Here is a 25,175-nt window from a genome sequence, read left to right as displayed (position 1 = left end):
TACCTTCTTTCTTAGGAATGTTTGAGTGACGATTGCCGGAGATTGTCAAGGCTAATCAGAGGCAGTTCGTTTTGGGCTGGTTTGCGCAGGATGACATAGGCTAAGCCTAAGGCCACGGCAAGAGCCACCCCGGTCCAGACCGTCCAAGCCTGACCGTAAAAGAGAACCAGACCGAATTGGTAAATCATCAAACTGACCAAATAGGCCAGACCTGTTTGAAAACCAACCGCTAGAAATGTCCAGCGCAAGTCTGCCATTTCCCGTTTGATAGCCCCGATAGCCGCAAAACAAGGCGCGCACAAGAGGTTAAAAGCCATAAAGGAATAGGCTGCAAGCGGCGTGTAATCTTGGGCCAAGGTTTGCCAGAGGCTACGGGTTGTTTCTGTAGCATCAGCCTGATGATACAAAATCCCAAAAGTGGCTACTACTGTTTCCTTGGCCGCAAGCCCCGTCAAAGCTGCGACAGTTGCCTTCCAGTTGCCAAAACCAAGTGGTGCAAACAGCCCCGCTAGGACTTTCCCAAGACTCGCCAAGATACTCTTTTCTGTCGTTACAGCTTGTAAGGTGAAGCTATAATTAGACAAAAACCAAATGGCTACGGTCAGCACAAAAATAATGGTTCCTGCACGCTTGACAAAACTGATTGACTTGCTGGTCGCATAGCGCAAAACCGCCTTAGCCTTAGGCAGATGGTAGGCCGGCAGCTCCATGATAAAAGGACTGGCAAAGCCACCAAGTAACTTGGTCTTTTTAAGGGCAATCCCTGAGAAAATGATGGTCGCAAAGCCAAGGAAGTATGTGCTCGGAGCCACAAAAGGATTATGCGGAAAGAATGCACCCGCAATCAAAGCGATAATAGATAACTTAGCCGAACATGGCATAAAGGTTGCGGTCATGATGGTAATCCGACGGTCACGTTCATTTTCAATCGTTCGGCTGGCCATAATCCCTGGCACCCCACACCCTGTCGAAATCAAAATCGGGATGAAGGATTTGCCAGACAAGCCAAAGCGCCGAAAGAGACGGTCCATAACAAAGGCGATCCGACTCATATAACCGACATCTTCTAAAATACCCAGACACAAAAAGAGAACGAAAATCTGCGGAATAAAGCCTAAAACAGTTCCCACACCTGCAATAATCCCGTCAACAATCAAGGATTGCAACCAAGCCTGCACCTGCAAATCCTGCAAGGCAGTGGTGGCAAGCTTGGGAATGTAATCCCCAAAAAGCACATCATTGACCCAGTCCGTCCCAATGGTACCAACCGTCTGAATGGACAAGTAGTAAACCAAGAACATGACCAAGGCAAAAATAGGCAAAGCCAAGATCCGATTGGTCACCACCTTGTCTATCTTATCTGACAAGGTCATGGAAAACGCAGCATCCTGAGTCTGGGCCATGGCGGTGATCCGTTCAATCAAGGCATAGCGCTCATTGACCACGATAGCTTCGGCATCTTCTGTAAAAACCTCTTCGGTGATGGCAATGACCTCACGGATTTCCTTTTCCTGAAAAGAAGACAAGGGCGTGGTTTGCCAGATAAAGTCATCCCCTTCAAAAAGCTTGATGGCATAATAGCGCAAGCGATGCTCCGGAACCACATCTCCGAGAATACCTATAATCTCTGATAAAGCTGACTCGAACTGGTCACTGTAAACAGGGTACTTAATCTCGCATTCCCCACGCAAGTGTTTGCGAGCCGTTTTCAGAGCCTTATCCACCCCAGTATTTTTGATCGCGCTGGTTGAGACAACTGGCACCCCCAACTGATAACTGAGTTTTTCCGTAGAAATCTGTTTTTTCTGTGCTTGCAAGACATCACTCATGTTGAGTGCAATGGTCACAGGCACCCCTGTTTCAATCAACTGAGTCGTCAGATAGAGGTTACGTTCCAGATTGGTGGCATCCACTACGTCTAGGATTGCCTCTACCTGATTGCCTAACAAGTAGTCACGAGCGACAGCTTCTTCTGGCGAGTAAGGTGACAAGGAATAAATGCCTGGCAGGTCTTGAACCATCACATCCTTGCACTTTTTCGATGCCCCTGAGCGCCGCTCCACGGTCACCCCCGGCCAGTTCCCCACCTTTTGATTCGTCCCTGTCATCAGGTTAAACAAACTCGTTTTCCCACTATTGGGATTTCCGATGAGTGCAATTTCTATCATAAATCTGTCTCCTTGAGCCGTTTCACTGAAATCAACTGGGCTTCTGATTTTCGCAAGGTCAATTCATAGCCTCTCAGGTTTATTTCAATCGGATCCCCCAAAGGGGCTACCTTTCGCAGATAAACCTGCGTATGGCGCGTAATCCCCATATCCATGAGACGACGTTTGGCTTCTGCCAAGGCATGAATAGCCACGACTACCGCGTGCTCGCCGACGGCAAGTTCTGACAGGGGAAGGGTTTCAAAGGTCTCCTCTACTGGCGCAATCCCCACTCGTGCCAAAATCGACTGATCCAAGGCTAGCCGACTCCCCCTAAGCATGATAATGGCACTGCCTTTGGTCTTTGAAACCACTTTGACCTCACGGCCAATCGCAATGCCTAAATTGGCCAAATGGCGCTTGTCGGTCTCTGGCAAATCAACGCTAACTACCTGATAAGCCGTATCAATATTTCCCTGATTCAACTGCATTCGCATACTCTTTCTTTTGTAAATAGGCCACTTTTCGCTCCTATTATAGCATATTTTTACTTGGGTGAGCATATTTCTTGACAGATAGACGATTATAGTATCTTAGCTTCTATTTACTAACAGTAGGCAAGACTGAGGGCTTTATGGTAAAATAAAGGCATCACTTCAAAGTAGGAAAACACATGACGCTAAACCTAAACCGCTTAAAACGCTTACCTTTAGAAATCAAAGAATTGCTGGTTCTCTCTGTTAGTGCTTTGGTGCTGATTTTAGCCAGTAGTATTTTTTTCACCACGACCAATGCCAAACAAGTTCAAATCAATCGTGGCTTATCTGTCCAACGCCGACAACTGTCCACAGCTGAAGAATTAGTCCAAACCCTCGAAGCTGACCAATCTTTAGAAAACCTCGACAAGGCACAAAAGGCCGTTGACAAGCTCAAAAACTCTAAACGTAAAACAAGTCTCCAAGAACGTATCGACGCCGTTCGGGCCAATATCGATGCCCAATCTGCCCAATCTGCTCTCATCTCTGCAGCCGAATCCGCTGTTTCTCTCTATGAGGGTGACCCAAGTGATGACAACCTTACCAGCGCCCAAGCAGCCGTCGATGCCCTACCAGATGGCGACGTCAAGGACGGCTTCAATGCCCGCATCCAGGCTGTTAAAGACCGCTTAGACGCAGAGGCCCAGGCCAAAGCTCAGGCCGCTGAGCAAGCCGCTAACCAGGCGGCTCAAGCCAGCCAGGATGTTTCCAATTACGCTGGTACAGCAGGCAATACAGGCACCGTAACAACGCCAAATACCAATGCGGCAACTGACAGCCAAGAAGCTAGCCAAACCGTTGAAACACCAACAACCCCATCCTCAGTCGAAACACCAACAACCCCAAGCACCACACCAGTCACGCCAAGTGGCGATACCAATAGCAATACCGGCGGAAATACCGATACCAACACAAATACAGATGGCAATACCGGCGGAAACACTGCCACTGACACAGCCACTACAAGCAATTAAAAAAAAAGCGTTTGAGACCAGAAGTCTCAAACGCTCTTTTGCTTTATTTTTCCGTCAGAGAAAATAAGGACTTGATTTACTTCCAAAAGTCATCAAAAACACTGATGGGAAGGTGCCGTTTGTGAGCTGTTTTTTGCCACCAATTTTCAATGATTTCCTGTGCCTCTGGTGAGACTGTTTTACCTTCTAGATAATCATCGATATCTGTGTAAGTGACCCCAAGCGCGACTTCGTCGGCCAAGCCAGGCTTATTTTCCTCCAGATCGGCAGTGGGTACTTTTTCATACAAGGCTGGGTCTGCTCCGAGTTCTTTCAAAAGCGCCTTCCCCTGACGCTTGTCTAAGCGAAAGAGCGGCAGGACGTCTGCACCGCCATCTCCGTATTTGGTGAAAAAGCCCGTAATGTTTTCTGCGGCATGGTCGGTCCCAATGACTGCCCCTTGGTGTTCCCCTGCGATGGCATACTGGGTAATCATGCGTTGACGGGCCTTGATATTGCCCTTATTAAAGTCTGAAACGCTCACACCTGCTTCTGATAAGGCCGCCACCTGACCATCAACGGCCGCCTTGATATTGACCGACAAGCTAAGGTCTGGTTGGATAAAGGCCAAGGCTCGCTGAGCATCCGCCTCGTCCGCCTGCACCCCGTAAGGGAGGCGAACAGCGATGAATTGGTAGTCACTCTTACCGGTCTCTGCCCGCAATTCTTCAATCGCTAGCTGAGCCAAGCGCCCTGCTAGGCTAGAATCTTGCCCACCTGAAATGCCTAAAACCAGACTAGTCAAAAAGGGGTGTTTGAGCAGATAAGCTTTCAAAAAATCAATGGACCGGCGGATTTCCGCCTTGGGGTCAATCACTGGTTGAACACCGAGTTCACGAATAATTTCTTCTTGTAAGGTCATTTCTTGTATTCCTCTCCAAATGCTTCCTTGCGTCTTTGGTCGATTAAGGCCATCTTATTTTCCCAGACATCACGCGCCAAGTCCACTGGGTAATCTTGCGGATTGAGCAGGCGTTTGTACTCGTCCCACAGTTGGTCAAACTTGGAGCGAGCATAGGCCTTAATGTCTGCTAGTTCTGGGAGCTCATAGACCAACTGCCCTTGGTCGAAGACTTCAACCAAGAGGGGGACCGCATCAAAATCCCGCACCGTCTTGCGGATATAGGTGTAGGTCGGGTGGAACATCTCCAAGGAAGTCTCCTCGGTCAGGTCTTTATCCCAAAAGGTAATGTAGTCCCCTTCAGACTTGCCCTTGGCCCGACTAGTGATGCGCCAAACCTGCTTTTTCCCTGGCGTAGAGACTTTTTCCGCATTGTTGGACAACTTGATGGTATCTTCCATTTGCCCTTGGGCATTTTCAATGGATACGATTTTGTAAACAGCGCCCAAGGCTGGCTGGTCAAAGGCCGTAATCAACTTAGTGCCTACGCCCCAAACATCAATTTTAGCCTTTTGCATCTTGAGGTTGAGAATGGTGGTTTCGTCCAAATCATTGGACGCATAGATTTTCGCTTCCGGAAAGCCCGCTTCATCCAACTGCTGGCGAACCTTTTTAGACAGATAAGCCATATCCCCCGAGTCTATGCGAACCCCTAAAAAGTTAATCTGAGAACCCAATTCCTTGGCGACACGAATAGCTGCCGGAAGGCCAATCCGCAAGGTATCGTAGGTGTCCACCAAGAAAACACAGTCTTTGTGGGTTGCCGCATAGGCTTTAAAGGCCTCATAATCATTGCCATAGGCCTGCACGAGCGAATGGGCGTGGGTTCCAGACACCGGAATCCCAAAGAGTTTGCCGGCCCGTACATTTGACGTGGCATCCGCGCCTCCGATAACTGCTGCGCGTGTGCCCCAAATCGCTGCATCCATTTCCTGTGCCCGTCGCGTGCCAAACTCCAACAAAGGGGCCTCTTCAATGACCGAACGAATCCGGGCCGCCTTTGTCGCAATCAAGGTCTGATAATTGACGATGTTTAGGATGGCGGTCTCTACCAACTGACATTGGGCTAGCGGGCCTTCCACCTGCATGATGGGTTCATTGGCAAAGACCAAATCTCCTTCACGCGCTGAACGCAGACTTAGGCTAAGCTCCAAATTTCCCAGATAGGTCAAGAAATCCTCTGGATAACCCAGGTCTCTCAGGTAAGTCAAGTCGCTGTTTGAAAAACGCAACTGTTCCAGGTAACGCACGACACGTTCTAAGCCTGCAAATACCGCATAACCATTGTTAAAAGGCTCTTTTCGAAAATACACCTCAAAAACTGCCCGTTTGTCTTGAATCCCCTGGTCGAAATAGACCTGCATCATGTTAATCTGGTACAAGTCCGTATGCAGGGTCAAGCTATCATCTGAAAAGACCATTCGCGCCTCCTAAAACTTTTTCCCTAGTATAACACAATCCCTGTAAAAACGATAGTCACACAAAAAAGCTAAGGCTCATAAAAGCCCTAGCTTATCACTTTCTATCAAAGTGAATTATTTTCCATAGCTGGATTTTGGTGTCTTGTTTTTCTGAAAGGTTTTTCCATAGGTTACTTTAATCTTGAGTGTCATAAGTCTTACCTCACTTCTTTGAAGATGAGATAAGTATACCCAAGAAAACTTAACAGCTACTTAGAGAAAGCTTGCAGGAGACTTAAGTTTCCTATTTTTTCAAGAAATTTTTTTGCGCTTGTGGAAATCTTTCTCTTGCACAAGGATAAGCCTATTTTGTCACTTGGCTATGCCAGATATCATCGTTATACTGTTCGATGGTCCGGTCTGAGGAGAAAAAGCCTGCCTTAGCAATATTAATCAAGGCCTTTTCTTGCCAAGCCTCGCGGTCTTCGTAGTCGGCTAGCATGGCATTTTTAGTGGCAATGTATTCTTTTAGGTCCAGCAAGGTCATAAACCAGTCCTTGTTGATAAGCTCATCATGCAGACGTTCGAGACGCTGAGCCTTACCTAACGCTAGCAAGTCTGCACTAACGATAAAGTCAACAGCCTCCTTGATGTCCTCGTCTGCCGTATAGAGGGTTTGAGAAGAATAGCTTGCCTTGGCATAGAGGTCGATAACCGTGTCACTGTCTTTACCAAATGTGTAGATATTGTCTTTTCCGACCAGGTCTGCAATTTCCACATTGGCACCGTCCATGGTTCCCAAGGTCAAGGCCCCATTTAGCATCATTTTCATGTTCCCTGTCCCTGAGGCTTCTTTTGACGCGAGAGAAATCTGTTCGGAAATATCCGTCGCAGGAATGAGGTGTTCAGCAACGGTGACATTGTAGTTTTCTACCAAGAAAACATTCAAGTAAGGGCTGACCTCAGGGTCCTTGTTAATCAACTCAGACAGGCACAAAATCAGGTGAATAATGTCCTGTGCAATGGTATAGGCAGGCGCTGCCTTTCCGCCAAAAATCACGGTCAGTTTGCGCTTAGGCAGGTGACCTTTTTTGATTTGCAGGTATTGGTGTATCACGTAGAGGGCATTCATTTGTTGGCGTTTGTACTCATGGAAACGTTTAATCTGCGTATCAATGATTGAGTTTTCATCCAAATTCAAGCCCTTGTTGGCCTTAAGGTAACGTTTTAAGGACCGTTTGTTGTTTTGCTTGATGGCCTCCAAACGCTCATAGACAGCCTTATCCCCGACGAAGTTCAACAAGTTCTCCAGCTGGGTCGCATCTGTCAGATAGTCCTCACCGATGAGCTCCTTGATGTAGGCTGCCAAATCTTGGTTGGCAAATTCTAACCAACGCCGGAAAGTAATCCCATTGGTCTTGTTATTGAATTTTTCAGGATAGATGTCATAGAAGGCTTTTAGTTCGCTATTTTTCAAAATTTCCGTGTGCAAGGCGGCTACCCCATTGACACTAGTTGAAAAGTGAATATCCATATGAGCCATATGCACCCGCTGGTCGCCATCAATGATTTGCACAGCTGGATTACTGTAAGTTTGGCGCACCAAGTCGTCCAATTGACGGATAATAGGCATCAGGTGTGGCACGACTTCTTCGAGGTAGGCGATGGGCCATTTTTCCAAGGCTTCCGCTAAAATAGTATGGTTGGTGTAACCCGTCATCTGACGGACAATAGCCACTGCTTCTGAAAAGTCTAGGCCATGTGTCTGAGTCAAGAGGCGAATCAACTCAGGAATAATTAGGGATGGGTGAGTATCATTAATCTGAACGTAAGCATAGTCAGCCAAGTCGTGCAAGTTAGAGCCACGTTCCAGCGCCTGCGCCAAAATCAATTGGGCGGCATTTGACACCATGAAATATTGTTGGTAAATCCGAAGCAACTCCCCTTGCTTGTCCGAATCATCTGGGTATAAAAAGAGAGTCAGATTTTTTTGAATGGCTGTCTTATCAAAGGAAATGCCTTCACCAATCAGGCCATAGTCCACTCCCTCAATGTCAAACAAGTTCAGGGCATTTTTATGGTCCTTATGATAGCCCAAGACATCAATCTGGTCCAAGCGTGATTTGAGGGTGAAATCCCGAAAGGGAACGTCAAAGTGGACACTGGTCTTGTTGAGCCAAGAAGGGTTGTCAATCCAGTAGTTTGGTTCTGCTTCTTGTTGGTTAGCATTAAAGACTTGCTTAAAAAGACCACAGTGGTAATTGAGGCCGACCCCTTCGCCATTGATTCCCAAGGTCGCCATGGAATCAATAAAACAAGACGCCAAACGGCCCAAGCCACCATTTCCCAAAGACGGTTCTGGTTCGACATCTTCGATTTCTGCCATCGATTTACCGGCTTTTTCCAGCTCGTCCTTGGTCTTCTTGTAGATCCCCAAATTAATCAGGTTGTTAGACAAGAGTTTCCCAATTAAGAACTCTGCTGACACGTAGTAAACCTTGCGTTTACCTGTATTTTTGGGTTTATCCTTGGCTAAACTTTTGACATAGCCCAAAAGTTCCTTGTAGATGGTTTCATTATCCAAATCACGCAAATCGCGTCCTGTTTCTTTTGTGATGTAAGCCGTAAATGACATCTGTCTTATTCTCCTTTGGTGTGATTGGCTCGACTGTATAAGTTTGTTAAGTGGGTCAGGTAGGCCTTGTGGGCATCCGTCAGTTGGTCTGCTGTCATGCGCCATTCCCAGTTACCTCCTAGGGTATTAGGAATATTCATGCGGCTCTGGGCGGGCAGATTTAGGATATCCTGCATAGAGGCAATAGCGGTGTTGCTGACGCTGGCAAAAAGGGTCCGTAAGAGGGCGTGGGCAATGGATTCCCGTGGACCACGGTGCATATAGGCGTTGGCATAGTCGCGTTGGTCACTCGTCAGACCGGCATACCAGCCATTGGCCACGTCATTGTCATGTGTCCCTACATAGGCCAAGCTATGTTGGGTAAAGGTATGTGGCGCATCAATGCTATTACCTGTGGTATCCAAAAAGCCAAATTCAAGAATTTTCATCCCTGGAAAGCCTGTAAAGGCCAAGAGGTCGCGTGCCTTGTCATCGATATAACCCAAGTCCTCCGCAATGACAGGAACTTCTCCAAGGGCTTCTTTAACCGCTGCAAAGAGAGCCTTCCCCGGGCCAGATACCCATTTCCCATTGCGAGCCGTTTTTTCTCCTTGAGGAATTTCCCAAAAATCCGAAAAGCCTTTAAAATGGTCAATCCGCAAGTAATCGTAGAGTTTGAGCGATTCTTGAATCCGATAAATCCACCAGGTATAACCCATCTTGTCATGGTAGGCCCAGTCATAGATGGGGTTGCCCCAGAGCTGCCCCACATCTGAAAAGTCATCAGGTGGACAGCCAGCAATCACCTTGGGTACCCGATTGGCCTCTAACTTAAAGAGCTCAGGCTGGGTCCACACTTCCACACTATCAGCTGCCACATAGATTGGCATATCGCCGATGATAGCAATCCCCTGAGCATTGGCATAAGATTTAAGAGCTTGCCATTGGTCAAAAAAGAAATACTGAGTGACCTTATGGTAGTTAATAACCTCCACCAAAGCCACACGAGCTTTTTCCAGGGCCAGCTTATCCCGTTTTAGCAGGGCCTTGTCAGGCCAGTCTTGCAAGGCGACATTAGCAAAGCTTTCCTTGATGGCCATGAACTCTGCAAAATCTCCCAGCCAAGAGCCTTGCTCTGCTTCAAAGGCTACTAGTTTTTTTAGATTGTCGGCACTTGCCAAAAAGGCAACAACAGCTTTTTCCAAGAGTGGGCGCCGCACCTTAAACAAAAGCCCATAGTCAACCCGGTGCGGGTCACAACCAAAGTCAACACCCGCAAGGTCTGCTTCTTCCAACAGGCCCTGCGCAAGCAAAAGGTCAAAGTCAATCAAGTTGGTGTTCCCAGCAACCGCTGAAAAAGATTGATAAGGCGAATCCCCATAACTCGTCGTCGTCAGAGGTAGGATTTGCCAGTAAGTCTGCTTGGTCTCTTTTAAGAAATCCACAAAATCAAATGCCGCTTGCCCAAAAGTCCCAATGCCAAAACGACCTGGCAAAGAGGTGATGTGCATAAGAATGCCACTTGCTCGTTTGTCCATAATCTAGCCTCCTTAACTTTTCTTCTCTTTCTAGATTGATTTTAGTTTAACGCAAACGTTTGCATAAGTCAAGCCCTCCCTGAAATTTTTTTAAGAAAAATAAAAAAACGCTGAATTCAGCGTTTTAGAACTATTTTCGCAAATCTCGGACACTCTCTCGTTCTTTAAGGGCAAAAGGAACCACGAGCTGTTGGGGGTCCGCCGTCTTTTCAGCGATTTCCTTTAAAAGGTGGGTCAAACTTTCTTGTCCCAAGGCCGCAACCCCAATGTCGTAAGTGGTCAAATAGGGGTGGAGAATCTTAGCATATAGCGAGTTGTTAAAGCTCAGTATAGACACATCATCTGGAACCGCCAGGTCATAAAAAGATAGCAGTTGCATAAGGCGCAGGGCCAAGAGGTCATCTAAAGCAATGACGGCAGTGATGCGGTGACTTTTAATCAGGCTACCAAGCTGGTCAATGGTTTCAGGGTTTTTAGGGGCAAACAGACCAATGGCCAGAGGGCTGAGGGCATGTGCCTGCATGCCTTTGACATAGCCGGCATAACGGACTTGACTCAGGGTCTCCGTCTCACTAGGCGTCACAAAAAGAATGCGTTCGTGGCCTTTTGACACCAAATAGTCCACAGCTTCTTGGGCCATCAAGGCATTATCGTTATCGACAAAACTGCGATTTTTCACCCCATCCTCAGCCTGGCCGACGCTCACAAAAGGAATGTGATTTTCTTGTAAATAATGGCTAACGGGGTCGTCTTTTTCCGTGTAGAGGACAATAAAGCCGTCAACCAACTTTTGCTTGTGCATGAGAGCCACTTGCTCTTTGAGGTCCTGGGCACTGTCTCCAGTTCCTATGGCAATGGCAAAATGCCGTTTTTTTGCTTCATCATTGATGGCTGTTAAAATCTCCATGAAAAAGGGCTGGGTCAAACGGTCTGGAGAAGTACTGGGTGGGAAAATCACACCAACCGACTGGGTCAAACCGCTGGCTAACTGGCTGGCTGCGACATTGGGAACATAACCCAAATCTTCCATAGCCTGTCTCACCTTGGCCTTGGTCTTTTCTGAGATACTTTTGCTGTCTTTCAAACTGCGGCTAACGGTCGACGGGTTGACGCCCGCCCGCTTTGCCACATCTTTAATGGTTACCATATGCTTTCCTTTTTCTTATCGCCTTAAGAGAGTGATTCTCTAGCATTTTACACCAGATATCCTGACGAATCAAGGGCAAAAGGCAGGTAACCGCCACCATCTCTTAGAGGAATCCCTTACACATAAAAACCAGTCTAGCTTTATCTAGACTGGTTTAATACGACTTACTTACTCGCTAAGGCGCCCATTGGGTCCCATGGGGCAAGAACGATAGGTTGCGCCTCATAGGCTGCTAATTCTTCAGCCGTCAAGAGGTCTTTGCGGACAACAATTTGGTAAGTGTACTCATCCATCCAGGCATCCGAAGCGACAAAATAACCCTTTTCACCGACCTTATCACCCCAAGAGTTTTCCACCTTCCAACGCCGTGGTTGGCCTGCTTCATCCAGGTCCACGCCTGTCAAGACCATGGCATGGGTCATGAGGCTTTCACTATAGTCCAGACGGCCTGCCTTGTCTTGCGTCAAGGACAGGTTCATGCCAGAAGTAAAATCATAAACATCTGTGGCTAAAATCCCCTTTTTACGGTCTGAGACTTGGCCAACATCTGAACCAAACCAGATGGTTTCACCAGACTTGAGCTGGTTGACCGCTAGTTCTTTAAAGCGGGCCATATCGAGGTTGAGGTAGCGCACAGCTGGACCACCCACCACATTACCCAGCATCTCAACCGTATAGGACTTCCCATAAGGTTTATCTGCTGTCGGTGCGTTGATGATAGACACATAGTCTTCAAGGTGCAGGTTCACATACTTCTCAAAGAAAGCCTGAGGGGTAATCTGACTTTCCGTGTGGTAGTTGTTTTCTTTATCCCGATAGGCAAAATCAAACTGACGAGGCGGTAAGCCCAGAGTCATGGCCAAAAAGTTAAAGATTTCTTGCAAGAGCTCTTCTTTTTTGGCTTGGACGCTTGCCTTGTCAGCACCGCTAGCAACCAAGTCACGCAAGATTTGCGCATCTTGGCGCAACAACTTGTTGAGGTACTGGTTGAGCTCACGACTATTGCTTGATGCTTCTGATTCAGGGTAGACACTCTTTGGCACGACACCGTATTTGTTAAAGAGGGTCACGACCATATCCCACTGCCCGCCGTCTTGTTGCGGGGTGTCTAAGAGGAATTTCACCTTACGACTACCCACTTCTTGGTCGGCTGTCGCGAGGATTTGTTCCAAGAACCAGTTGGATTTTTCATACTTGTCCCAGAAAAAGGTATGCGCCTGTGACAATTCAAAATTTTCCAGTTGAAAATCTGTCAAAAGTTTGTGACGAAAGGTATTGAGCGCTGCAAACATCCAGCAACGACCAGATGCCTTTTGATCAGCCACTGGGTCTTTGGTCAGGTCAATCGAAAAGGCAAAGGGATTGTTGACCTCACCTGAACGGGTTTCCAAAGACTTGAGCAAACCATTGTGTGTGATGGCGTTCTCCATAGCTGAAAAGGTTGGATTAGCCTCGTAGTTGGCATAGAGACGATCGGTAAATGATGAATCTAAAGCTGTCATTAGTGTCCTCCTTATAAGTCTACAGCCATTATAGCTTAAAGCCTAGCACTTGAAAAGCAAAAATGCCTTTTGCTAGGCAAAGCTTTCGCTAGCATGTGGCACTGCCATTTTCCAACACAAAAGAAAACACCCGACGCAGGGCCGAGTGTTCTCAGGAGATTTATGAAAAAGAAAAGTTTTGGGATGACTATAGTATAGCCAGGCTAGCTTAAAAGGGTCTTAAGAGGCGCTAAAAGTTAGCTTAAATTCCAATTTTTCATTTTCCGCTATTTTTTTAGCATTAACCCTTTACCCCCCCAAAAAAAAAACTCAGCCTCAATAATCCAAAAACGTTCCACTCATCTTCCCTTCATCGGGAAATGGGTGGAACGTTTTTTTGAGACTTCTCCCTGAAAGAGAAATCCCCTTTCGTCTATGGTAGACAGTCTGTCACCGACTAGGCCAGGCCTAAAACTTCGGCTGGACGGCCACTGGCATTTTTCTGGGTGCCTAAAATCACGAGTTGGTCCCGGTAATTGCGCTTAAGATTACTACGGACGACCTTATGGCCTAGCAGGCTCTCTAGGATGGCTTGAAGGTCGGCCAGGGTAAACTGGTCGCCGAGAAGGGCTTGAATCGCATAGAGTCCCTGTGTTGCAAGACGCGTGCGAACGGTGTCCAAAGCATAGGCAAGGATTTCCTTGTGGTCGCAGGCCATGACTGCTGGAAGGTCTGACAGGCCAAACCAAGAAAGCGATTGCGCATCATCACCAGCCAAGGCCTCTTGCCCCTCTTGAGGACCTAACTGCACCACCAGAGGATTGGTGATGACCCAGCCACGGGGGTCACGGTCTGGCTTAGACCAGGCAGGGAGTTGCTTGATTTGCTTGGGCGACAAGGTAAGGCCTGTCTCCTCGTGGAGCTCACGAATGCCTGCTGCCACAATGTCCTCATGCGGTTCGACAAAACCACCAGCCAAGGCATACTGGCCCCGCCAAGGGTGGTGCTTGCGACGAATCAAGAGGCACTCCAACTCAGCTGTTTGACGACTATAGCGCAAAAGGATAAAGTCCACGGTCACACTAGGCTTGGGGTATTCTGGCCAATCCTGCTGATGGTACCAAGTGAGGTAGTCCGCTTCACTGGCTTCTTCTTCATAATAGCGGCGTTCATCCGCCCGATTATCAAAAGTCTTCATACCATATCTCCTTAAGGTCACAATTCAGCAAGTGGCTCGGTTTCTTTAGGCTTGGTCCAAAAACTCAGCGCAGCGATGCTGTTGATGATGTAGTAGATATATTTACCGACATTGGCCCAATTGCCTTGAACCAGCGCCTTAACCAGTTGTACCAAGTTATACAAGAACCAAAAGCGCCATTGCATGGTCAGCTTCATGGCATTGAGGACGTTAGCTCCCATTGAGAGACCGAAGGCCAGAGTCGTCACCCAAAAGAGGAGATTAATCTGACCCGCATAACCAATGTAGTTGGTCGCAAAGGAGAAAATCAGAGCCCCTGCAAAGATGGCAATCATGGTTGCAAGCCCCTTGGCACCTGTCAAGGGACGGGAAGCCTCATATTTCTCAGTCTTCATCCACTTGTTAATGGCAAAGGTGTAGATGATAAAGGTCACAGGATAGGTGATGATGGCAGCCTTATTGCCAAGCAGGTAGTCAATAGTCCCCGACAAGACGACATTGATAATCCCAACGATATTTCCAACATTGCTCATGCGCCCCGTCAAACGAGTCGACATGATAGACAAGACCGAGTTTCCAATAGAAATCAGGCCAAAAGGAACAAAGACCGTCCAGGGGCCCCAATTGACCACATCGGCCAAGGTCTCGGTCAAATAACCGCTGGCTAGGGCAATCCCCACCACGATAGCTACCCCCAATAGGTCAAACCACTTGGATTGTGCAAGTTTGTGTAACATGATAACTCCTTAAATTTTATTTTTATCATTTTGATATAAACTATTATACACCCTTTTTAAAGCCTGTCAAGGTTTTTTTCAAATTGATAAAAAAAGAGCCTCATCGGCTCTCTGAAAATGTTACGTATTCATGCCTTTAGGGGCATAGCTAGGGCTAAGCCTCTACAGGCGTGATAAGTCCTGTATCGACATCATAAACCCCACCCGAGATTGGGCAATCATCAGGTATCAGTGGAGAGGCCTTTAACTTGTGAATATCCTCGATGACACTGCTAGCAGGGTCTGAAAAAGGCAAAAAGTCTAAGTGACGGGTAGCCACCGAAAAGCGATTTTCCAGTTCTTTTTGAAAATCCGCATTGTGAAATTTTTGCGCCCCACAGTCTGTATGGTGGAGAACGATGATTTCAGACGTCCCCAACTGTTGCTGGGAAATGACCAGAGAACGGATAACGTCATCAGTCACTCGCCCGCCAGCATTCCGCAGGATATGGGCATCCCCTAGCGCTAAGCCCAAAGCAGGCGCCACGTGCAAACGTGAGTCCATACAAGTCACAATGGCCACCTTCGTCTTAGGGGTGATGGGCAAATGTTGCGTGCCATGCAGGTCAACGTAGGCTTCATTGGCCTTGAGAAAATTTGAAAAATAGGTCATACAGCCTCCTTTACGAGCCCAAAATTTGGCCCTCATCTGTGCCATCATACCACTTTCCCTAGCATTTGTCAGACCAAACCTCCTGTAGAGGACTCCCTACACAGAAAATGCGCTGTTACAAACATAATATCAAGATTTAGAAAAAAATAAGACAGCTTGCCTATACTAGTCCCCGTTGCAGCACAAAAAACGAACGGAGAAGAATATTATGAGTCAAAGAATAAACTTAAACCGAACGAAAACCAGTCGTTCTGGCCACGGATTTCTCAGAAAGTCTAAAAAAGGACTTATTTCAGGTATTATCCTGGCAGGAAGCCTTGCCATTTTAGCAGTTGGGCCATCCGTTTCTGCTGACGACTTTGCCAGTCAGACAGAGGAAACGACCGTCACCACTGACAGTCGTTCTCAAACAGCGACAGAGACCACTGATGCTCAGACAGAGGCTAGTCAGTCATCAAGTGATACAAGCACTACTGACCAATCGACGGAGACAACAAGCACAGACGAAACCGCTGAAACAGCAACCAGCACTACTGACACCGCTAGTACCAACACTGAGGCTGACAGCAGTGCCACAAGTTCCGATACGACAACAGAGACCACAACAGCCGAAAACACTGATGCGACTAGCACTAGCGACAACACTATTACCAGTACGAGTGAGACCCTGACGAGTGACACAGCCACCTCTGAAACAGCGACAAGTACGGCAAGGACAGGTGCAAGCACCGAAACAACTGTCAGTCTAGTAGATGGTGTCGTGACAGCATCCTCGGATGCCGTCAGCGTCAATACCCAAGACAAGACCATTACAGTTTCCAGTGCGGGTACGGTAACGCTAACAGGTGACATGAGCGACTACACGCTCATTGTCTCTGAGGCTGTCACACAAGCTGTCACCATAACTCTAAACAACGCTGCTCTTTACGCTATTACCTTTAACAGCACAGGAAGCAACAAACTCTATCTCGCTGATAACTCAGAAAACACTCTGTCAGGCGGTAGCTATGGTGTATCTGCGACCAACCTGACCATTGAAGGGGAAGGTAATTTGACCATTTCCAATGTCAGTACCTATGGTATCGTGACCAGCGACGACCTAACGGTTACTAGCGGAACCCTAGTCATCACTTCAAACGGTTCGGGTATCTGGGTAGTCTCTAGCACTGATCCTGATGCTGCCAATCTGACCATTAACGGCGGAAGCATTACCATCACTGCTAGCACAAATGAGGGGACTGCGGGCATCAAGTCAGGCAATACCCTAACGGTCAATGACGGGACAATTACCATCAACACCTCCTATGAAGCCCTAGTCGGAAGCGACATCATTATCAATGGAGGCACCCTATACCTGGTCGCCAGTGACGATGGCATCGTGTCCAAGGATCCTTTTTACGGGACAGACAATGCTGCTGACAGTGTCTCTATTACCATCAACGGGGGAACGACAACGGTCATCGCAGACGGTGACGGCATTGACTCAAACGGTAACTTTACGGTGACCGGCGGGACACTCAAGACCCAATCGACAACAGAAGACAACGGCGCCCTAGACTATGATGGGACAGGTCTTGTGACCGGTGGAACCACCTGGGCCATTGGGCAGACTGGTATGGCCCAAGCCTTTGACACTGGCTCCAGTCAGGCCTATATCATGGTCAATATCTCTGGTTCTGCTGGTGACACTATCACTGTGACTGACAGCGCAGGAAATATCATTGCCAGCACAACCGCTGATGTGGCCTTTACCAATATCGTTCTCTCAACCGAGGCCATCACCTCTGGAGGCAGTTACACTGTGACCACCTCCGCCGGTCAAACCTCAACAACGACTGCCACCACCGAAACAACAGAAACTAGTGGACCAGGTGGGTTCGGCGGTGACGGCACCACACCGCCTGAGCTACCATCCGGTGACCTGACCCCACCAAATGAGTCAAGTTCAGAGTCATCTAGTGATACCAGTAGCGACGAAGCAACCCAGACAGCTGCTGATACTACTATGGCAGAGACAGTGAGCGAGACTAGCGCTGATACTGCTTCTGACAGCACTTATGACCCCCAGCTAGTCGCAGATAGCAGTTCAAAGGTCACCAGCGAGGATGCCGACACTACATCTGATAGTAACTCAGAAACGATTGCCAACAATAGCAAGCAAATGGCTAAAGAACGATCTAAAAGCAGGGATGGTCAGACAATTGATGCACGGACGACAGAACACCCCGTCCTTGAGCAAGCCCATCCTATGCGCCAAATAGCTAGAGTGTCCCAAAGATTTCAAACCGGCCCCTACCAGCCAAGCCCTGCACAGACAGGTCCAAAAGGGCCAAGACAACTCGTCTCACAAGGTAGACCTGCCAAGTCTCAGCTAGGAGAGCAACTTTCATTCGGTCAAGTTTGGTATTTCTAATCTCAAAAAATGAAAAAAAAGCAAACTCTTAGAGTTTGCTTTTTCTTCTCAGCCAAAAACAGCTTTAAGGACGTCGCTAACTGTTGAGACACCGATAACCTGAATAGTGTCAGGGAAAACCAGGCCCTGCAGGGCATTTTTAGGGGCATAAATTTTTGTAAAGCCTCGTTTGGCAGCTTCATTGACCCGCTGCTCCATACGGGTGACACGACGGATTTCACCCGTTAAGCCAATCTCACCGATGAAACATTCCTGTGGGTTGGTTGGCTTTTCCTTATAGCTAGAGGCGATGGCCACAGCTACTGCCAAGTCAATGGCTGGCTCATCCAGGCGGACACCGCCGGCAGCCTTGAGATAGGCATCCTGATTTTGCAGGAGAAGCCCACAGCGCTTCTCCAAAACAGCCATAATCAGGCTAACCCGGTTAAAGTCCAAGCCTGTCGTTGTCCGTTTGGCATTGCCAAAAACCGTCGGCGTCACCAAGGATTGGACCTCTGCTAGGATAGGCCGACTGCCCTCCATGGTCACAACGATGGCCGAACCCGTCGCTCCGTCTAGTCGCTCTTCCAGAAAAACTTGGCTAGGATTTGTCACCTGAACAAGCCCACCCGAGCGCATCTCAAAAATACCAATTTCATTGGTCGACCCAAAGCGGTTTTTGACCGCCCGCAAAATACGAAACGTATGGTGACGCTCCCCTTCAAAATAAAGAACCGTGTCCACCATGTGCTCCAGCATCCGAGGCCCAGCCAAGGTCCCTTCCTTGGTCACATGACCGACGATAAAGGTGGCAATATTATTGGTTTTAGCCAACTGCATGAGCTCCGCTGTCACCTCTCGCACCTGAGAAACCGAACCCTGGACACTTGAGACCTCAGGACTCATAATGGTCTGAATGGAGTCTATGATGAGAAAATCAGGTTTAATCTGGTCAATCTGCGCACGAATAGCCTGCATATTGGTCTCCGCATAAAGGTAAAACTCATTGTCAATATCGCCCAGGCGCTCACTGCGTAACTTGATTTGCTCTGCCGACTCCTCACCAGAAACGTAGAGTACCGTTCCCTTGGAAGCCAGCTGAGTGGATACCTGCAACAGCAGGGTAGACTTCCCGATACCAGGGTCCCCTCCAATAAGAACCAAACTTCCAGGAACCACACCGCCACCCAGCACACGGTTAAATTCGTCCATGTCTGTCTGCGTGCGGGCATAGGTAATGGAGGTAACATCTTTGAGCTTGGTTGGTTGACTGCGTTCTCCCGTCAGACTGACACGCGCATTTTTGACCTCAGCCACTTCAACTTCTTCTACAAAGGAGGACCAAGCCGAACAGTTGGGGCAACGCCCTAGATATTTGGGGGAATGGTAGCCACACTCTTGGCAAACAAAAGTGGATTTTTTCTTAGCCATAGCTATCTGTCTCTTTTCTATGATTGTCATGAAAAAGGGCCTGGGACAACTGTCGCGGGCACTCTTTCTTTTTTATTCGTATTAATGACCTGTTGAACCAAAGCCACCCGTTCGTTGGCCTGTCGCCTCATCTCCATCTGCTATCAGAAAAGGGGCAAAAACAGCCTGAACAATCCGGTCACCGACCGCTAGCTCAACAACTTGGTCTGTGATATTTTGCATTTGCGCATAAATATGACCTTCATTATGAGGGTTTCCGTAATAATCCCCATCGATGACCCCGACCGAATTAATCAAAACCAAACCCTTTTTACGGGGATTGCTGGAGCGGTCATAGAGGTAGAGCACCTCGCCTGGTTGCATATAAGCTTTGACACCTGTTGGTACCAGAACAATCTCACCTGGAGCGATGCGGGTTTGTTGAGCTACCTTGAGGTCATAGCCCGCTGCATGGGCTGTTTCCCGCTTGGGTAGGAGTTCTTCTTGCCCAGCAAAGGGCGAAACCAATTCAAATCCTCGTATTTTTGTCATCTTTTCACCCTTGTGCTTTTGCCATTTGTTTCAGGCGTTTATTTTTACGGTGTTGGTGCATTTGTTTCATGAGTTTGCGATAAAGAGATTGTCTTTGCACCCACTGTTTGAAGCGAGGTGACATGCGCATAAAGCAAATCAGGGCAAAGAAATAAAAAATAAAACCTGGCATGATAGGTAACACACTGCCTAAAATGCCCAGTAAGATATTAAGGATTCCCAGAAGTCCGTAAAATATGCGCATAAGCTCGCCTCCCTAATGAAATTTTTGTCATCATAACAAATGCCCCTTAATTATAGCTTACAACTCTCTTCCCATGCAAGTATTTACCTCACCAAACAAAAAAACAGCCTGTGTGGCTGTCATCTGTCTAATCAAAGGTAAATTGATTATGGTAAAGTTCTGCATAAAAACCATTCTGCGCTAACAAGTCTGCATGGCTGCCCTGCTCAATGACCACCCCATCCTTAAGGACGATAATTTGATCCGCGTTTAAAATTGTTTTTAAGCGGTGGGCAATCACAAAGCTCGTTCGACCGGCGATGACGGTTTCCATAGCCGCCTGAATCTTACTCTCGGTCACGGTGTCAACATTTGACGTCGCCTCATCCAAGATTAAAACCTGTGGGTCTGTCAGCAAGGTCCGCGCGATGGAAATCAATTGCTTTTGACCCGTTGAAAAGACATTTTGCTCATCATCCACCTGAGTGTCGTAACCCTCTGGCAAACTCATGATAAAGTCATGGATATGGGTAGCTTTGGCAGCCGTTTCAACGGCTGCTTGACTCGCCTCAGGGTTCCCAAAGGCGATATTGTCTCGAATCGTCCCTGAAAAGAGGAAGGACTCCTGCAAGACGATACCCACATGGCGACGCAGACTATCCAAGTCGTAGTCACGAATGTCACGTCCATCAAAACGGATAGCACCACTATCGACATCGTAGAAACGATTGATCAGATTCATGATAGTCGTCTTCCCAGAACCTGTTGGCCCAACCACTGCTGTCATCTGACCCCGAGGTGCCTCGATGGAGACATCTCTTAGGATAGGTTTTCCTGGCAAGTAGCTAAAATCAACATGGTCAATGCTAACACCTTGAGCCAGTTGGGTAAATTCCGGACCATTTTCAGGACGCACTTCGTTAGGCTCGTCAAAGACTTCTTGAATCCGCTGGGCCCCTGTAAAGGCCAACTGCATTTCCGCCCAACTAGAGGCAATCTGCATCATGGGTTGATAATATTGTTGGGAATATTGCACAAAGGTCACGACCAAACCAAGCGCCGCTGCAGTTGAGAGCGATTGGTCCGCCAAAACAAGACTGGAACCCCAAAAGATAACAATGGCCGTATTGATCAAACTCAGACCATTCATGACTGGAAAAAGTAGACCTGCAAAAATACGGCCCTTAAAGGTCGCCTTGCGAACCTCGTCATTCTGCGCCATAAAGCCTGAAATGACCTCTTCTTGCAAGCCTTGGACAATGATAGCCTTCTGCCCAGAAACATTTTCATCCATGTAGGCATTGAGGGCACCGACCTTCTTTTGTTGGAGGTCAGTGTACTTACGAGACAGGCGGATAATCACAACCAGAAAGACCACTGCAATCGGGGTTGTCGCTACTGTCACCAAGGCCAGTTGCGGATTGGCCACAAACATCATGAGAACGATGCCAATGTAGAGAACTCCCTGTGTCACCACGGTTACCAAGGATTGGTTAAAGGCATTTTGGATATTATCCAAATCAGACGTGAAACGAGACAGGATGTCACCATCCTGATGGCGGTCAAAAAAGCTGACCGTCAACTGTTCGAGCTTCCCAAAGAGGCCCTTACGCATCTGATTGGTAGAATGGCTGATAATACGGTTAAAAAGCAAGCTATAGACCAAAGAGGACAGGGTCATCAGCACGATTGCAATGAGCATCTGATTGAGTACTGAAAAGAAATGACCGCTTGCCTTGGGTTCCTGCACCAACTGGGCCAAGGCTGCAATCGCCTGACCAATGTAGATAGGGGCCACAACTTGGGCAATTGTCGCCACTAAAATCATTACCAGTATGGTGAGAAAAGATAGCTTGAAGGCCTTAAAATAAGACCAGAAAAAACGTGCGGTTGTCATTTAGGCCTCCTTTCCTTTTTGTGTTTCAAAGATTTCGCGGTAAACAGCGTTAGATTCCAAGAGTTCCTTGTGGCTTCCTTCACCAATCAAGCGCCCCTCGTCTAAGACTAAAATCTTGTCAGCCTTTAAGACAGAAGAAATCTTTTGCGCAATGATAATGGTTGTCGTCCCCTTAAGGTCCTTATGCAGGGCTTCTTGAACAAGTTTTTCTGATTGGGCATCTAGGGCTGATGTGGAGTCATCCAAGATTAAGACCTTGGGCTTTGAGACCAAACCACGCGCAATAGACATCCGTTGCTTTTGCCCGCCCGAGAAGTTATTTCCCCGCTCCTCGACTTCACTGTCGTAAGTGCTTGGCATACGGTCAATAAACTCACGCGCCTGGGCGATACGTGCCGCACGCGCAATTTCATAATCTTTGGCATCACGTTTTCCTTGACGGATGTTGGAGGCAATCGTCCCAGAGAACAAAATCGCTTTTTGCAAGACGATGGACACCGTCTCCCGCAGAGTTCTCTGACTCATATCCTTGAGGTTTTCACCCCCGATAGTGATTTTTCCCTCTTGTGGGTCAAATAAACGTGGAATCAGTTGAGCCAGAGTCGATTTTCCTGACCCTGTAGCCCCAACAACGCCGACCATCTGACCAGCTTGGATATGAAAGCTCACATCCTTAAGCGTTGGCTCTGTGTCTTTTGGATACGTAAAGGTGACATGGTCAAATTTGACAGAACCTTCCAGGTCATGCACCTCATCTGTGGCAAAGGTCATTGCAGGCTCTGTCGTCAGCACTTCCTTAATCCGACGAATGGACACCAAAGCCCGAGTGATATTCGTCGACAAAAAGCCCAGCATGATGATAGCAAACATAATTTGCATCAAATAGGTGTCAAATGAAGCCAAACGGTTGACCCCTTCAGGCACTGTTCCCATCATGGTATAAACCATATAGATAGCCAGGTAGAGCGCCAGGTAGGAAACCAGGAAAAAGAAAGGTTGCAAAAAGGCAAAACCGTTTCCGATGAAAAGGTTAAGGCCCAAGAGTTCGTCTGAAACCTGACGGAACTTTTCCTCCTGTGGCTTTTCTTGAACAAAGGACTTGACCACCCGAACCCCTCGCAAGTTCTCCTTGGCAATACTATTGATGCGGTCCATTAGCCCTTGAAAAACTGCAAAACGAGGCCCCATCATGCCCATAAGCAAGCCCATCCCTAGGCCAATCAAAAGGACCATGCCAATGACAATCCACCACAGTTGTGGAAGAGTGACCAAGGCCATTACAAAAGCCCCAACAAAAATAATGGGCATGCGTAAGAGCACTTGAAAGAACATCATCAACAAGTTTTGCACCTGATTGACGTCATTGGTCATCCGTACAACCAGATTTCCAGCATTGAAGTCTTCAATATTGGCATAAGAAAAGGATTGAATTTTCTTAAAAAGCCGCTCGCGAATGTCAGCCGATACCGACTGGGCGATAAAGGCTGCTAGCACCGTGTTAAGCGCACCAGCTACCAAACCCATGAGGGCAATACCGACTAGCCAAGCACCTAGATGCAGGATAGCCGCCTGATCATTTTTAGAAACAGCTGCCAATACACGCTCTAGATAGTAGGGCTGCATCAGGCTACTGGCAACATAAAGGCAGACCATGGTAACGGAACCCAAGACCTGCCACTTGTACTTAAGTACTGCTTTTAATAGCATATTTCCTCCTTCATATCGTTAAAAACGCTACTAAGTCATAATATTATATCAAAAAAGTTCTCAAAAAGGCGGACCTAATTCTTGGAATGTCTGCAAAAAGTGGCACCTTACCCGCCTCAGTCATACGAGTCCAGGTATCTTGGCATATCGTCAAAGAACTGATTGATTTCTTGGGGAAGATTTCAAGATAAGGCAACGGCAGCCAACCAACTTCTGCCTGGGGCCTATGGCCCTGAAATTGCCGGCTTCACCCTTCTACCGATGATGGTCGGTGCCTTGGTTCTCGCAGGCATCGGTTCTTGGACCATTAACAAGGTAGCCAAATCTTTCGCTTAAGACGACAAACCTCCCCTGTAGCAATGTACAGGGGAGGTTTTTGATAAGGTGAGTTCAGCTACTCAGCAAAGCGGAAAATATCAGCCGTGTAACACTTCAGCCATTTTTCCCAGACAAATCGCAGAACTAGGGCAACCGTGATAGGTAATATTAGCCAAACCAGCACAGCATTTGCCAAGCTTAGACCACCCGTCACAGAGGCAAAGAGACCCGTTAGGCCCACCAAACCAAAGCCTGCGGAGGCGGGTGTGCCCACAACACCAAACAAAGGCACCAAGAGGCCTGTCACAATCGCTGTGGAGATGATAGGTAAATAAGCAATGGGCTTTTCAAAAATATTGGGCATCATCATTTTCATAGACCCCAAAGCCACTGCAGTCGTCACCCCCGGCTTATTGACAAAAAACATGTGAACGACTAGTACAATACAGGTTGTCCCCACGCCCATAGCCGCAGCGCCTGCAGACAAGCCATTTAGACCGATGGCCAGACCAATCGCTACGGTTGATAGAGGAGCGACAATCATAATGGCAAAAGTCACACAGATAAAGACACTCATGAGATAAGGTTGCATCTCTGTAAAGGTCATAATGACTTGTCCGATGGTCGTTGAAATGACCTTCACATAAGGAAGCAAGGTCATGCCCAAAGTCCCCAGCAAGGTACCAATAACAGGCAAAAGAACAAAATTAAATGAAGCAAATTTGCCCTCTAGCCAAAAAAGCACCAGAGCAGTTAGGGCACACATGAGCATGACATTGATGATATCACCTGTCCCTGATGTATAAAAACCACTGGTTAACTTAGAGGCTGCCGCGATGACTTCTTGGGGCGCCTGCTTGGATTGGAGCTGGGCCAAGATTTCCGCAGCCCCGCCCAGTCGACTAGCCGCTCCAGAACTGACAAAGGCCACCGCTACCATCATGGCAGCCTTCATGCCTTTGAAATCAAACTCCAAGGCCACCAAGGTGCCAATGACTGCCGACAAGGCGCATTGAAAGAGGAGATTGACCGTATTCCAAGTCGCAAAAAAGCTATTATTGGCCAAAAAACCTAGAGAAAAAAGAACCGAAAACATCGAATTCGGTAAGAGGGAAACAATTACCCCAATGGCGGTGCCGTTGAGGATTTTATGGCAAAAGGCTCTTTTACTGAGCCTTTCATCTATAGAAGTGGTCATAAAATGACTCCTTTAATCTTTTTTAGAAAAAATAAACCTCGCCTGAAAAACCAGACGAGGGGAAATGACAAATAGGCTAGACTTAGCCCCTTATTTCCGAGCGTCGGGCAGGTA

At 47.7% G+C, this 25,175-nt stretch carries 20 protein-coding genes; 3 read left to right on the top strand and 17 right to left on the bottom strand.

Annotated elements, in window-relative coordinates; translation table 11 throughout:
* Nucleotides 1–11 precede the first annotated feature (11 nt).
* Together feoB and STRDD12_RS06290 are read right to left on the bottom strand one after the other, a co-directional pair.
* A complete protein-coding gene (gene feoB, locus STRDD12_RS06295; RefSeq protein WP_066916319.1) occupies nt 12–2,168 on the bottom strand; it encodes a ferrous iron transport protein B in 2,157 nt (718 codons plus the stop codon).
* Nucleotides 2,165–2,638, bottom strand: a complete 474-nt coding sequence (locus STRDD12_RS06290; RefSeq protein WP_066916317.1) for a FeoA family protein — start codon at nt 2,636–2,638, stop codon at nt 2,165–2,167. Before STRDD12_RS06290 ends, feoB begins: the two co-directional genes overlap by 4 nt.
* 182 nt (nt 2,639–2,820) lie before the next feature.
* On the opposite strand from STRDD12_RS06290, the gene STRDD12_RS06285 reads away from it, so the two are divergent.
* Nucleotides 2,821–3,657 carry a hypothetical protein gene (locus tag STRDD12_RS06285; RefSeq protein WP_066916315.1) on the top strand — a complete coding sequence of 279 codons (837 nt, stop codon included), beginning with the start codon at nt 2,821–2,823 and terminating at the stop codon, nt 3,655–3,657.
* Nucleotides 3,658–3,733: 76 nt separating this feature from the next.
* Here STRDD12_RS06285 and nadE read toward each other — a convergent pair whose 3' ends face one another.
* The 9 genes from nadE to STRDD12_RS06240 all read right to left on the bottom strand — a co-directional run bounded on the left by nadE (nt 3,734) and on the right by STRDD12_RS06240 (nt 15,364).
* On the bottom strand, nt 3,734–4,558 hold the full coding sequence (nadE, locus tag STRDD12_RS06280) for an ammonia-dependent NAD(+) synthetase (protein WP_066916313.1): 825 nt from the start codon (nt 4,556–4,558) through the stop codon (nt 3,734–3,736).
* Nucleotides 4,555–6,018 carry a nicotinate phosphoribosyltransferase gene (locus STRDD12_RS06275; RefSeq protein WP_066916311.1) on the bottom strand — a complete coding sequence of 488 codons (1,464 nt, stop codon included), beginning with the start codon at nt 6,016–6,018 and terminating at the stop codon, nt 4,555–4,557. Before STRDD12_RS06275 ends, nadE begins: the two co-directional genes overlap by 4 nt.
* Nucleotides 6,019–6,361: 343 nt before the next feature.
* Nucleotides 6,362–8,632: a glycogen/starch/alpha-glucan family phosphorylase gene (gene glgP, locus STRDD12_RS06270; protein WP_066916309.1), complete on the bottom strand. Its 2,271-nt coding sequence runs from the start codon at nt 8,630–8,632 to the stop codon at nt 6,362–6,364.
* A 5-nt stretch (nt 8,633–8,637) separates the two neighbouring features.
* The gene (gene malQ / locus STRDD12_RS06265) at nt 8,638–10,149 is read right to left on the bottom strand and encodes a 4-alpha-glucanotransferase (protein WP_066916307.1); all 1,512 of its coding nucleotides are present in this window, start codon (nt 10,147–10,149) and stop codon (nt 8,638–8,640) included.
* 130 nt (nt 10,150–10,279) lie between these two features.
* Nucleotides 10,280–11,296 carry a LacI family DNA-binding transcriptional regulator gene (locus STRDD12_RS06260; RefSeq protein WP_066916305.1) on the bottom strand — a complete coding sequence of 339 codons (1,017 nt, stop codon included), beginning with the start codon at nt 11,294–11,296 and terminating at the stop codon, nt 10,280–10,282.
* Between the two features lie 164 nt (nt 11,297–11,460).
* Entirely contained in the window at nt 11,461–12,798 is a 1,338-nt protein-coding gene (gene pepC / locus STRDD12_RS06255) for an aminopeptidase C (RefSeq protein ID WP_066916303.1), read from the bottom strand.
* Between the two features lie 436 nt (nt 12,799–13,234).
* Nucleotides 13,235–13,975, bottom strand: a complete 741-nt coding sequence (locus tag STRDD12_RS06250) for an NUDIX domain-containing protein (RefSeq protein ID WP_066916301.1) — start codon at nt 13,973–13,975, stop codon at nt 13,235–13,237.
* A 17-nt stretch (nt 13,976–13,992) separates the two neighbouring features.
* The gene (locus STRDD12_RS06245; protein ID WP_066916299.1) at nt 13,993–14,712 is read right to left on the bottom strand and encodes a nicotinamide mononucleotide transporter; all 720 of its coding nucleotides are present in this window, start codon (nt 14,710–14,712) and stop codon (nt 13,993–13,995) included.
* Nucleotides 14,713–14,866: 154 nt separating this feature from the next.
* Entirely contained in the window at nt 14,867–15,364 is a 498-nt protein-coding gene (locus STRDD12_RS06240; RefSeq protein ID WP_066916297.1) for a beta-class carbonic anhydrase, read from the bottom strand.
* A gap of 208 nt (nt 15,365–15,572) precedes the next feature.
* Between STRDD12_RS06240 and STRDD12_RS06235 the strand changes: the two genes are divergently transcribed.
* Nucleotides 15,573–17,777, top strand: coding sequence for a carbohydrate-binding domain-containing protein (locus tag STRDD12_RS06235; protein ID WP_066916295.1), 2,205 nt, complete (start codon nt 15,573–15,575; stop codon nt 17,775–17,777).
* Nucleotides 17,778–17,825: 48 nt separating this feature from the next.
* On the opposite strand, the gene radA is transcribed toward STRDD12_RS06235, so the two are convergent.
* The 5 genes from radA to STRDD12_RS06210 form a co-directional block, all read right to left on the bottom strand.
* Nucleotides 17,826–19,187, bottom strand: coding sequence for a DNA repair protein RadA (gene radA, locus STRDD12_RS06230; protein ID WP_066916293.1), 1,362 nt, complete (start codon nt 19,185–19,187; stop codon nt 17,826–17,828).
* An 81-nt stretch (nt 19,188–19,268) separates the two neighbouring features.
* Nucleotides 19,269–19,718, bottom strand: a complete 450-nt coding sequence (locus STRDD12_RS06225; protein ID WP_066916291.1) for a dUTP diphosphatase — start codon at nt 19,716–19,718, stop codon at nt 19,269–19,271.
* Nucleotides 19,719–19,722: 4 nt separating this feature from the next.
* The gene (locus STRDD12_RS06220; protein ID WP_066916290.1) at nt 19,723–19,962 is read right to left on the bottom strand and encodes a DUF454 family protein; all 240 of its coding nucleotides are present in this window, start codon (nt 19,960–19,962) and stop codon (nt 19,723–19,725) included.
* 127 nt (nt 19,963–20,089) lie between these two features.
* Nucleotides 20,090–21,838 (bottom strand): ABC transporter ATP-binding protein, encoded by a 1,749-nt coding sequence (locus STRDD12_RS06215; protein ID WP_066916287.1) that lies wholly within the window; start codon nt 21,836–21,838, stop codon nt 20,090–20,092.
* Entirely contained in the window at nt 21,839–23,545 is a 1,707-nt protein-coding gene (locus STRDD12_RS06210) for an ABC transporter ATP-binding protein (RefSeq protein WP_066916285.1), read from the bottom strand.
* 162 nt (nt 23,546–23,707) lie between these two features.
* On the opposite strand from STRDD12_RS06210, the gene STRDD12_RS08245 reads away from it, so the two are divergent.
* The gene (locus STRDD12_RS08245; RefSeq protein ID WP_156471467.1) at nt 23,708–23,881 is read left to right on the top strand and encodes a hypothetical protein; all 174 of its coding nucleotides are present in this window, start codon (nt 23,708–23,710) and stop codon (nt 23,879–23,881) included.
* Between the two features lie 58 nt (nt 23,882–23,939).
* Here STRDD12_RS08245 and STRDD12_RS06205 read toward each other — a convergent pair whose 3' ends face one another.
* Nucleotides 23,940–25,061, bottom strand: a complete 1,122-nt coding sequence (locus STRDD12_RS06205) for a PTS sugar transporter subunit IIC (protein ID WP_066916284.1) — start codon at nt 25,059–25,061, stop codon at nt 23,940–23,942.
* Nucleotides 25,062–25,175: the final 114 nt, after the last annotated feature.

The organism is Streptococcus sp. DD12, from assembly GCF_001578885.1.
Taxonomy (GTDB): Bacteria; Bacillota; Bacilli; order Lactobacillales; family Streptococcaceae; genus Streptococcus.
This window is presented reverse-complemented; position numbering and strand designations above follow the sequence as displayed.

What these genes read in the sequence shown, in the direction of transcription:
- STRDD12_RS06285 (WP_066916315.1), top strand. Translation starts at nt 2,821, where the DNA reads ATGACGCTAAACCTAAACCGCTTAAAACGCTTACCTTTAGAAATCAAA.
- STRDD12_RS06240 (WP_066916297.1), bottom strand. Translation starts at nt 15,364, where the DNA reads ATGACCTATTTTTCAAATTTTCTCAAGGCCAATGAAGCCTACGTTGAC.
- STRDD12_RS06210 (WP_066916285.1), bottom strand. Translation starts at nt 23,545, where the DNA reads ATGCTATTAAAAGCAGTACTTAAGTACAAGTGGCAGGTCTTGGGTTCC.
- feoB (WP_066916319.1), bottom strand. Translation starts at nt 2,168, where the DNA reads ATGATAGAAATTGCACTCATCGGAAATCCCAATAGTGGGAAAACGAGT.
- malQ (WP_066916307.1), bottom strand. Translation starts at nt 10,149, where the DNA reads ATGGACAAACGAGCAAGTGGCATTCTTATGCACATCACCTCTTTGCCA.
- STRDD12_RS06215 (WP_066916287.1), bottom strand. Translation starts at nt 21,838, where the DNA reads ATGACAACCGCACGTTTTTTCTGGTCTTATTTTAAGGCCTTCAAGCTA.
- STRDD12_RS06290 (WP_066916317.1), bottom strand. Translation starts at nt 2,638, where the DNA reads ATGCAGTTGAATCAGGGAAATATTGATACGGCTTATCAGGTAGTTAGC.
- STRDD12_RS06245 (WP_066916299.1), bottom strand. Translation starts at nt 14,712, where the DNA reads ATGTTACACAAACTTGCACAATCCAAGTGGTTTGACCTATTGGGGGTA.
- STRDD12_RS06260 (WP_066916305.1), bottom strand. Translation starts at nt 11,296, where the DNA reads ATGGTAACCATTAAAGATGTGGCAAAGCGGGCGGGCGTCAACCCGTCG.
- STRDD12_RS06235 (WP_066916295.1), top strand. Translation starts at nt 15,573, where the DNA reads ATGAGTCAAAGAATAAACTTAAACCGAACGAAAACCAGTCGTTCTGGC.
- STRDD12_RS06225 (WP_066916291.1), bottom strand. Translation starts at nt 19,718, where the DNA reads ATGACAAAAATACGAGGATTTGAATTGGTTTCGCCCTTTGCTGGGCAA.
- radA (WP_066916293.1), bottom strand. Translation starts at nt 19,187, where the DNA reads ATGGCTAAGAAAAAATCCACTTTTGTTTGCCAAGAGTGTGGCTACCAT.
- nadE (WP_066916313.1), bottom strand. Translation starts at nt 4,558, where the DNA reads ATGACCTTACAAGAAGAAATTATTCGTGAACTCGGTGTTCAACCAGTG.
- glgP (WP_066916309.1), bottom strand. Translation starts at nt 8,632, where the DNA reads ATGTCATTTACGGCTTACATCACAAAAGAAACAGGACGCGATTTGCGT.
- STRDD12_RS06250 (WP_066916301.1), bottom strand. Translation starts at nt 13,975, where the DNA reads ATGAAGACTTTTGATAATCGGGCGGATGAACGCCGCTATTATGAAGAA.
- STRDD12_RS06205 (WP_066916284.1), bottom strand. Translation starts at nt 25,061, where the DNA reads ATGACCACTTCTATAGATGAAAGGCTCAGTAAAAGAGCCTTTTGCCAT.
- pepC (WP_066916303.1), bottom strand. Translation starts at nt 12,798, where the DNA reads ATGACAGCTTTAGATTCATCATTTACCGATCGTCTCTATGCCAACTAC.
- STRDD12_RS06275 (WP_066916311.1), bottom strand. Translation starts at nt 6,018, where the DNA reads ATGGTCTTTTCAGATGATAGCTTGACCCTGCATACGGACTTGTACCAG.
- STRDD12_RS06220 (WP_066916290.1), bottom strand. Translation starts at nt 19,962, where the DNA reads ATGCGCATATTTTACGGACTTCTGGGAATCCTTAATATCTTACTGGGC.